Below are 9,022 nucleotides of genomic sequence, written 5' to 3' on the forward strand. Positions count from 1 at the left end.
GGGTCGGCTGGTCCGGGGTCGGCATCAACCTTGGAACCAATGCACCGACGCCGCAGCTATTGCGCGGGGCCGTCCGGACTGCCCTCGATACGCAGAGGTATCGCGCGCGCGCCTCCTTCATGGCCAGTGAGTTCGCGCGGATAGACACTCGCGCTGAGCTCCTCAGGATCATTGGGGAATTAGGCTAGAACTCGGCCGACAGCTTGTCGTGCAGAGGGCGGGTACATGTCGCTTCCAACCTGGACCTATGTATATGTGAGGGTGACGCCGGTTGTTGCCCTCGGTCCGTCAGACATTGCTGAAAGAGTCCACATTGAACGGCCGACTTGTACCAACGACGTACGTCCCTCCATTTTCTTCGGTTTGAGGGATATTTCGTATGCCCTTAATTGTCGCAGCGACCGCTGTGCGGCCGCGCCTGCATTCTTCCAACTCCCGCTTGGAAACGAACTGACCCAATGTAGCGCTTGCCGGCTGGAGGTCGGTGAACTCTAAGTTGGGAATGTCTGACAACTTTAGTGCTTGGCCCAGTGTCATGATCCCGATCAGGCGCCGGCCATGCTCGACGTTCAGACGCACTTCTACGATTGTCCGGAGGCCTGTCATCTATTTCTCATGAGCACGCGGGGTCTCTTTTTGTCCGTACGCTAACGGACGGGAACACCTGGCAGGTTCACTTCGTTGAAACTGTGGCCGCGCGGCAGCGTTCTAGACCCACCTACCAGCGATGAACCAATCCTGGTACCGCGCGGCCACCTTTCCCCGGAAATCTGCCTGTTCTTGGAGGTTTTTGGAACACAGGGCCAGCCTTGTCTGGGACGTTTGGCCGCGCGGTCGGACGCGGTCGGTTGAGGTTGCGTCCGCTATCGTTATAATTCGAATTAGCTACTATGATCGCTAGGGTCTTTCTGACAATCTCAACGGGAATTGTCAGAGCTGGACACTTGGGCAATTTCAGCGGGGGTTCGGCGGAACCATCTAACGCGGCTGGGGCTCGCCTTCCTAGGGGCGAGCCCTTGCTTTAGCGGCGCTCTTAACCCCAATTGGTTATTGATGGGACAATCTTCGAGCTTTAGGTAGCTTTCTATCCAACCTAGCACCATCCGCGGCATCAGCACTCGCAGCAAAGGCGCTCGGTGCCGTGGTTTGCGACAGGGCTCGCCATTCTTAACCTTTTGGACGAGCCCCGTCGCATCACTTTCCACCTGGGCCGCTGCATCGTACAGTTGCCTCACGGAAATGCCGACGCGCACTCGATGATCCGAGAGCGGATCTGCGGCCGGTAACGCGTTCTGGTAGATCTACCTTCTGACGCATCGGATGGGGAAGGGTTGGACCTTATCGCGGTCTTGCACACCGCAAGGTCACCGCCTGCAGCGAATTGTATGACCGGCGCGCTTGATATTGAGGTTTCCGAGGAGGACAAATAGTACCCGGTCGGAAAGGTGCCGTAGGTAGAACCCGCCGATGGCTGTATCATCGGCCTCGATCACCTGCAGTTCTCCCCAATATTGTTCATTACTGCAACAGGGCAGCTTTAAAAGGACATATGATGGAAGAACTGCACACCATTACGGTGTCTGGCGAACCGCTTGAAGGTTGCCGCGATGTCATCGAGCCCGATTTACACGAACAATTGCCTCCGGCTTTTCGGACGAGGAGGTCCTGATCGCGATATGGGTATCTCAGCGCAAGCAGACCTGTTCGGTGCGGCCACATCGGCGCTGCCGGCGGGATTCCGCTACCAGCCTGATGTGGTTCCTGAAGATGTCCAGTCGGACCTCCTGCGTGAGCTACCGCAATTGCCGCTGAAGCCCTTCAAGTATGGCTTCGAAGGCATCACCGGCGGTAAGGGCGTAGCCTGATCACTCCTTCTCGGCGAGAACCGAGCATCAATGCAAGATGTCGACGGAAGCTTCAACACTGTAGGGTCGCGACCACGGGCTCGCATGGTCAGCCTGAAGATTGAAGATCTCGCTCGCCGATGTTGCTCATGCGCGTGCGAAGCTCGTAGCGGATACCCGACGGATCGGCGATGAACTCGGCCTCGCCCGCGAAGTCATGGGGCAACACAACCTCGATGATGCGGGAGCCAAAGCCTCTGCGGGTCGGGGCGACCACCGGCGGCCCACCGGCCTCAATCCATGTCAGCCGGAACTCGTCTTCGGAGTTTGGCCGGCCGACATGCCAATCGACACGCACCACGCCGGTGGCGTTGGACAATGCCCCGTACTTGACGGCGTTGGTCGAGAGTTCATGCAGGGCCAGGCTCAAGGTCAGAGCCTGTTTCGACGATAACATCACCGGGGGACCGCTGATGCGGAAGCGTTCTTCCGATAGCTTGAAGGGCGCGATCGTCCCATGCACGATGTCGGTGATATTGGCTTCGGCGGTACTCGCGCGCGTCAGCAGGGACTGCGCCTGCGCCATGGCCTGTATCCGCTCCTGAAGCGCCGAGCGCGCCTCGGCGTCGGAATCTGTCGCCCGAAGGGTCTGGCTGACGATCGCAGAGACCACCGCGAGGGTATTCTTGATCCGATGCTCCAGCTCTGCGTTGAGCAGGCTCGCCTGACGGCGAGCTTCAACGCTCCCGGTGGTCTCGATCACGGTGTCCATGAATCCTCTGACCACACCGCCTTCGTCCCGGATCGGACTGTAGCAGAAAGTGAAATAGGCTTGCTCCGGATAGCCATGGCGATCGACCACCAACGGGAAATCTTCAATGAATGTCGCTTCGCCGGCGAGGGCGCGTGCAGCTATCGGCCCGATCTCTTCCCACGCCTCGCTCCACACCTCGTGGAACGGTCGTCCAAGAGCCGGCGGCTTGTCGCCTAGGATCGGCAGGAACGCGTCGTTGTGGATTGTAATCAGCTCCGGTCCCCATGCGATGCATTTCGGGAATGTCGAATTGAGCATCATGCCGACTACGATTTTAAGGGAGGGCGGCCAGGCGTCGAGGGGGCCGAGGACGCTCGCACCCCAATCGTAGGCGCGGAGCGCTTTTCCCATTTCGCTGCCGCCATCAAGGAAATGCATTGAACCAGGCAATCGAACACTCCTCCGGCGACGAGCCCGATGACGATCCAACGACCGAAAGTGCATCGTCAGCCCGACGATAACCAACCGCGCCCTAGACCACTCAGTTTTCACTGGGTGGTCCCAAGATAGGCTTGTTAGGATAGCCAATGCAATCGTTCGCGCTGCTGCCCCTAGAATCTATCTACGGACCCCAGTTCCTCGGAGCCCGTCGTCGTCGACGAACACAATTCGTAAAATCATCGACGTTGTGGATCAATGACTCTCGTAGAGAGTTTCGATGCTAAGACCCCTTAATGCGAGATGAGAGGTTTCATGACAGCCGCCCCTGCCGTGCTCGTGGTCGAGGACGAAGCATTCCTTCGGCTGGACATTGTCGATTCTCTTAATGAGGATGGTTTCCATGTGCTGGAAGCCGGTGATGCCTACGAGGCCATCGCGACGCTGGAGTCCCGTCAGCCGATCGATCTGGTGTTCACCGATGTCGAAATGCCCAGCGAGCTGGATGGCCTTGCTCTCGCCAAGCTGGTTGCGGAGCGATGGCCCTCAACGCGCATTATCGTTACCTCCGGAAGGCGCGCGGTGGAGATCACCGACATTCCCGACGGCACGGTCTTCTTTTCCAAGCCTTATCGGCATGTGGAAATTATCATGTCTATGCGGGAGATGCTGGCATCAGCCGGAAAGCAGCCGTGAGCCTGCGGATGAGACCATTTTTTCAGCATGCCTCTTGAACCCGAAAAGTTCGAAAAGCAGATCGAATACGCCGGCAGCCAGAACGGGGCCTGGTGATCAGGAGGCGCAGGTTTCCTGTGAGTCTCCATTCCATGTTGCTTTACGGAGGATATGGTCACGAGAAACGAAGTTTCGGTACCCCCGCAAGTTTGTGAACCTTCCAGAATGTCATTTCTCCGCATTGCTGAAACGAACACCATTCCGGTCAAAACTGCCGCCCAGCCACTGCCTTCCATAGACGGGCCGAACGGAACTGCCAGAACCGCGCTGGCGACAAGAAGGCGAGCTTAATCGAGATCAAAGGACGTAGAACAGGAAAGTTGCGGTCTGTCAGCCAAAGACCGCTCAGCCTAGTAATCATGGCAATGCAACAGAACATGGGGAGCGCGAGCAATTTCGAGATTCCACCCGACGTTCCTTAGACCATGGACGCGCCAACGTCACAAAGTTTCCGGTGACGGTGAAAAGACCTTGCAGCGCTAGGAAACCGGCAGTGTCGACGAAGCCCCCGTTCAGGCTAAGGAGCAGCGGAAGTGTTGCTATTCTCCGAGTGGCGATTGTTAGCTGGCGTTTAAGATGCAGGTCTCGCTTGCTCCCTAGAAGATCCATTGCGCGGAGCCGCAAAAAAATCTCCGGAGCGCCCACCAATATTCCGCACTCGTTCTCCTGGCCAAAAGTGCACGTAAGTGCCATATAAGTTAAGATGGTCGGTCGCCTGCCAGCTGACTGTCGTACTTAGCTGATGGCCTATGAAACGCCCTGTTCCACCCGCCGAATTGCTTACCGCCTTTAATGGCGGAGCGTAGAAGGCATCCGCTGTCGCTTCTTTCCAAAGCGGGTTCCAGCCGACGTTGACATCGACTTTCGGCGTCACGCTCAGCGAAATGTTGGGCTGGATATCCAGAAGGTTTGCGGGCGCAACCCGGTTTGCCTCTGAAAAGTAAGGAAGCTTGGGAAAGAGCGGATTGAATGTGCCCAACGTGTCGTCGTTAAGATTGCTGTCGCCGCTGATGGCGTCGGCGTTGATCCCAAGGCGAGGGGAAAATGGCAGGTCGTCGAAGGTGTACCCGATGTCAGCGGAAACCGTCCATGCCCGGATGTCCGCTGTTCCGAAGTTTCCGAACTGATAGGCAGCCTCGACGTTCCAGTCAAATGCGTCGTGCTTGCCGAAGAGCCGCACCCCCAGGGTCTGTCGTTGCTCGAGCGCAACCCCTTGAGCGAACGCGGCATCCTTTCGTACGAGCCCGAGATAATAGAGGTCGGCTTTGAGATCTGGAACGCCTGGTACATCAGTTGTGGCGTAGATGCCCCAGAATGCCTGGCTTTGATCACTGGTGTCATCGAAGATACCGGTTTCGAGGGCAACCGGGCGCGTCAGGAACGCATCGATGCGGTTATCTCCAGATCCTGCCCAGGAGACGCGCACGCCGTCGAATGCACGATGCATGTTCGGGCTCTCCCTGATTGAAATGAGCCGCGAAGATCCGAAGGCCATCTCCTGTCGGCCCGCTCTTACGGAAAATTCTCCACCCTCCAACGGAAACATCAATTCGCCAAAGCCCTGCAGAAGATCAAGTTCGTCCTTCTGTGTCGCCGAAGGCGTGCCCTCCTCTCCCGAGACAAGACCGCTGGCCAGTTCGGCGAATGTCCGGAAATAGGGTCCGTAGTGGACGTCGGCGAAGAGATATGCCCGATGCAGAAAGTAGTCGTCTTGATCCGGTGCTCCCAAACCAAAGATAGGATAGCGCGAGCTTTCGAAACGTTCCCTTAATTCTCCTCCAAGCGTCACGTACCACGATCCGTCGGAGTTCAGCGGTATCCATTTGATTGGATCAAAAAAATCGGTCCGCTTCGAGGGATCACTGAGCAGCGACCAGTCTTCCCCGGCGCGCAAGCCTTTGTAGGCCGGGCGGTCCTCGGAACTTTGCGCATGAGCAGTTCCAGTCAGAGCTCCACTAATGACGGTCGTCACGACTATCAGACAGGATAGAAGTCCGTTGCGATCATGTATAGCCCAATGCCTTGGATCTCGTTTACTGCTCATTCAAGCCATCCTCCAGTTTACGGTCGCGACGCGCGTCGATTGACAGGAAATGTCTGACAACAGGCCCGTCAGGGCCGATGCGGTATTTCAATGCCTCCGTCTGCAGATCGGCGTCGGCCCGGGAAACGCGCCTATGTTGGCGCAGATGCTCTGCCCAAGACTCCACCATGAACCATTCCACGATGAGGCCGGGCAATGCACGCTTACCCATAAGGTCGATGACCTTCGTCTGCGGGCTGGCGAGCGCCATGACATCCTCATCGCGCCCAACGGCCAGAAACTTGCCGTCTTTGATCGCCACGGCACTGGCCGCCGGATTGCTGCGGTCGAGAGTGGTGATCAGGCCGTGATGAAGGATAAGGTCGGCGGTCATGGGATTATCTCCGAATCGAACGGGGATCTTCTACAAACGTCGGGAAAGGCTGGAAGCCAAGCTTGACAGGCCTTTTATGGTCGGCATCAGCCGAGCTCCTCGGCTCCATGATTGGCGGGGACCTGCTTGCGGCCCGTTGGAAGTTCGCCAAAAACATGCGGCACGCAGTGTGCGTTGAACCAGGACACGCTCAGTGGCTCGCTCGAAAATACGCGCTTCACCACTGGCACCGCTTGTTCGCCGATCAGAATCCCGAATAGGCCGACGAGAGCGATCACGGGCGGCGCGGGGGAGCGCACGTTTAGCAGGCTATAGATAACGCCGACCAGAATACCGGCGCCCAGAGACATGATATAGAGTTTCAATTGTCGCTCCTTAAATGAGCTTGACGCCACCGGGACAGTCGCGATTTTACGATGGCCTGGCCCGATGGACGGGCGCTTACCCTTACGGGTGTCGCCCTCCATTGGTACGCCGGTTAATATTTCGCCGGGTTCGGGCCGATGCGTTTGCCGTGCTTCACGCGCTCCGGACCTTTGTGGACATGAGTGACCGCGTAGTCGACACCCATGCCGTAGGCGCCGGAGTGCTCCTTGGCGATATCCATGACAGCATCGTAGGTCTCCTTGCGTGCCCAATCGCGCTGCCACTCCAACATGACCTGCTGCCACGTCATAGGCACCACTCCGGCCTGGACCATGCGGTCCATGGCGTATTTGTGCGCATCAACCGACGTTGCGCCCGAAGCGTCCGCGACCATGTAGATTTCGTAGTCCGTGTCGCGCAGACAGGAGAGTGCGAAGGTCGTGTTACAGACGTCGGTCCAAAGGCCGGAAACGACCACTTTTTTCTGACCGTTCGCGGCATTCTTCGCCAGCGCATCACGAACATTCTGATCGTCCCACGAATTCATTGAAGTGCGTTCGAGAATGTTGTTCTCGGGGAAAACCGCCAGCAGTTCCGGGTAAGTGTTACCGGAGAAACTTTCAGTTTCGACTGTGGTGATCGTCGTTGGAATATTGAAAGCCTTGGCGGCCTTTGCCAGGCCAACAACGTTGTTCTTCAGGACCTGGCGGTCGATAGACTGCACCCCGAAAGCCATCTGAGGCTGCTGGTCGATGAAGAGGAGTTGGCTATTTTGCGGTGTTAGCACTTCGAGATACTTGGACATTTCTGCTCCTTTACGATGAAGGCATTGTTATTGATTTGTTGCGACGGTGCGCTTTTTGAGCGCGTTGCCCGGATCGTTGGCACCTGCAATCCGGCTTTTGGATTCGCGACTGAGAGATGCCGGTCGATGCTCTTCGTCACAAGCAGCATCTGCGGCATGATCAGCCTGTGGTCCTTTCGGGAAGTCAGCGTCGAACCGAGGGTCGGTTCAGCGTTCGGCGGGACTGTCCTCATTTGCTTCGTTTAACAAAAACGATGCGACCTTAGGCACATCCCCAAAGAATCGATTGTCCTAAATGTCGGTGTTTTGAATAAAATTTCGCCTATTCGCCCGATTTCTACCGCAGGCATAACCTCGCCGGTAAGCTGCACCAAATGATGTCAATTGTCGTAAAACCGGCGCTTGCGCGTCGCTCGCGATACGCGAGGACGGCAGGTGAATATTGTGCAATCCCGCGGTTCAGCGACTTCAACGCGGCAACAGAGCCGTCGTACTCGATCTTCTCAGAAAACAGAGTTGTCTGTCACGTGCCGAACTCGCGAGACTGAGCGGTCTTACGCCTCAGACCATCGAAATCAATGCAAACGGCGCTATTCCCTAGTATCCACATCGAAAGACAGCGCCTCCACTATGTAGCCGCCAACCTCGCGGGCGATGTGATCAGCGAAAGAGGGTCTTCACCCCTTCCGCGCACGCCTGGGCACATGCGCGAGATCGTCAATGAAATCGACCACATCACCGAAAGGGAACTTGCCGGAATCCCGCAGCTTAGAGTGGGGGCGGTTTTTGGCATAGTCAACGTGCACGGTCCGCTGAAGGAGCGCGCGGCGATGCCAGCGAATTCGGTCATATCCTCATCGATCCGAACAGGCCCCCATGTTACTGTGGAAATATCGGGTGTCTCCACAGGTACCTATCGTTGGAAGTGCTGCATCGTGCGGAGCAGCCCGACACTAAAATCGAGCTCTCGAACATTCCAAAAAGTTGGATCGAGCGAGCGGCTCTGGCGCGTGGTCGCCGTCATAAGTCTTGAAAAGGTGTTAGATCCCGAACGTATCTTTATCGGCGGGACAGCGCCGGGCGCACTTCTGACCGAGCTTGCCAGACGCCTTCAATCACTTGGTCCATCGGTAAGAGCCGGGTTCGCCGACCGACAGGTTGAAGTGTCGAGCTTGGGTGATCGGTGCGCTTTAATTGGTGCTACAGCATTGCAGATCCATAGCATTATGACGCCACGCGTGGAGCAGCTTGCCCGACCGAAGGGAGGACAAGGGTAGACGTCTTGGAGCGATGCCTCACGCAAATTTTCCTTACTTTTCCGTTGACAATTATGGTCCGATCGGTACACAACTTTCGACTTTGGCGAGCCGATTAAGGAATTGCGCCAGCAAAAGGCTGTAAGCAGGACGGATGAGCAGTTTTGAGAATGTCATGTCAGGGCAGGTCGCGGCGAGCCACACTGCCTAGACGGATATAACTAGGAAACTACAGCGGCCCCAGTTGTTTCAACAGAGCGGTTTGCGCCTGCTGCGAAGTTGACCTGATGTGGTGGACGGCCTCCGCTCCCGGCATCGCAATGTGCCAAAGTGTGGCTGTCGAAAGTCACATAAGGGAGAGCCGTCCATGGAGAAGATTACCACAATTGGTCTGGATATCGCCAAGC

General features: G+C 56.8%; 7 protein-coding genes and 2 pseudogenes. 4 read left to right on the top strand and 5 right to left on the bottom strand.

Annotated features, from left to right (window positions below):
- Positions 1-188 (top strand): annotated as a pseudogene (locus HGP14_RS35355) (glycosyltransferase); the annotation flags it as partial.
- Positions 189-1,676: 1,488 nt separating this feature from the next.
- Complete coding sequence (locus tag HGP14_RS34645; RefSeq protein WP_246704770.1) at positions 1,677-1,865, top strand: hypothetical protein; 189 nt, start codon at positions 1,677-1,679, stop codon at positions 1,863-1,865.
- An 88-nt stretch (positions 1,866-1,953) separates the two neighbouring features.
- Here the strand turns inward: HGP14_RS34645 and HGP14_RS34650 are convergent, their stop codons facing one another.
- Positions 1,954-3,048: a sensor histidine kinase gene (locus HGP14_RS34650; RefSeq protein ID WP_168834303.1), complete on the bottom strand. Its 1,095-nt coding sequence runs from the start codon at positions 3,046-3,048 to the stop codon at positions 1,954-1,956.
- Positions 3,049-3,351: 303 nt separating this feature from the next.
- Between HGP14_RS34650 and HGP14_RS34655 the strand changes: the two genes are divergently transcribed.
- Complete coding sequence (locus HGP14_RS34655; protein ID WP_168834304.1) at positions 3,352-3,732, top strand: response regulator; 381 nt, start codon at positions 3,352-3,354, stop codon at positions 3,730-3,732.
- A gap of 610 nt (positions 3,733-4,342) precedes the next feature.
- Here the strand turns inward: HGP14_RS34655 and HGP14_RS34660 are convergent.
- From HGP14_RS34660 to HGP14_RS34675, 4 genes are all read right to left on the bottom strand, one after another.
- Positions 4,343-5,815 carry an alginate export family protein gene (locus HGP14_RS34660; RefSeq protein ID WP_168834305.1) on the bottom strand — a complete coding sequence of 491 codons (1,473 nt, stop codon included), beginning with the start codon at positions 5,813-5,815 and terminating at the stop codon, positions 4,343-4,345.
- The gene (locus HGP14_RS36115) at positions 5,805-6,188 is read right to left on the bottom strand and encodes an MFS transporter (RefSeq protein WP_168834306.1); all 384 of its coding nucleotides are present in this window, start codon (positions 6,186-6,188) and stop codon (positions 5,805-5,807) included. Before HGP14_RS36115 ends, HGP14_RS34660 begins: the two co-directional genes overlap by 11 nt.
- Before the next feature lie 86 nt (positions 6,189-6,274).
- Complete coding sequence (locus HGP14_RS34670; RefSeq protein ID WP_168834307.1) at positions 6,275-6,553, bottom strand: XapX domain-containing protein; 279 nt, start codon at positions 6,551-6,553, stop codon at positions 6,275-6,277.
- A 113-nt stretch (positions 6,554-6,666) separates the two neighbouring features.
- Positions 6,667-7,359, bottom strand: coding sequence for a hydrolase (locus tag HGP14_RS34675; RefSeq protein ID WP_168834308.1), 693 nt, complete (start codon positions 7,357-7,359; stop codon positions 6,667-6,669).
- A gap of 835 nt (positions 7,360-8,194) precedes the next feature.
- Between HGP14_RS34675 and HGP14_RS36935 the strand changes: the two are divergent.
- Positions 8,195-8,392 (top strand): annotated as a pseudogene (locus HGP14_RS36935) (ROK family protein); the annotation flags it as partial.
- Positions 8,393-9,022 lie beyond the last annotated feature (630 nt).

The sequence above is a fragment of the Rhizobium sp. P32RR-XVIII genome, from assembly GCF_012641395.1.
Lineage (GTDB): Bacteria > Pseudomonadota > Alphaproteobacteria > Rhizobiales > Rhizobiaceae > Rhizobium.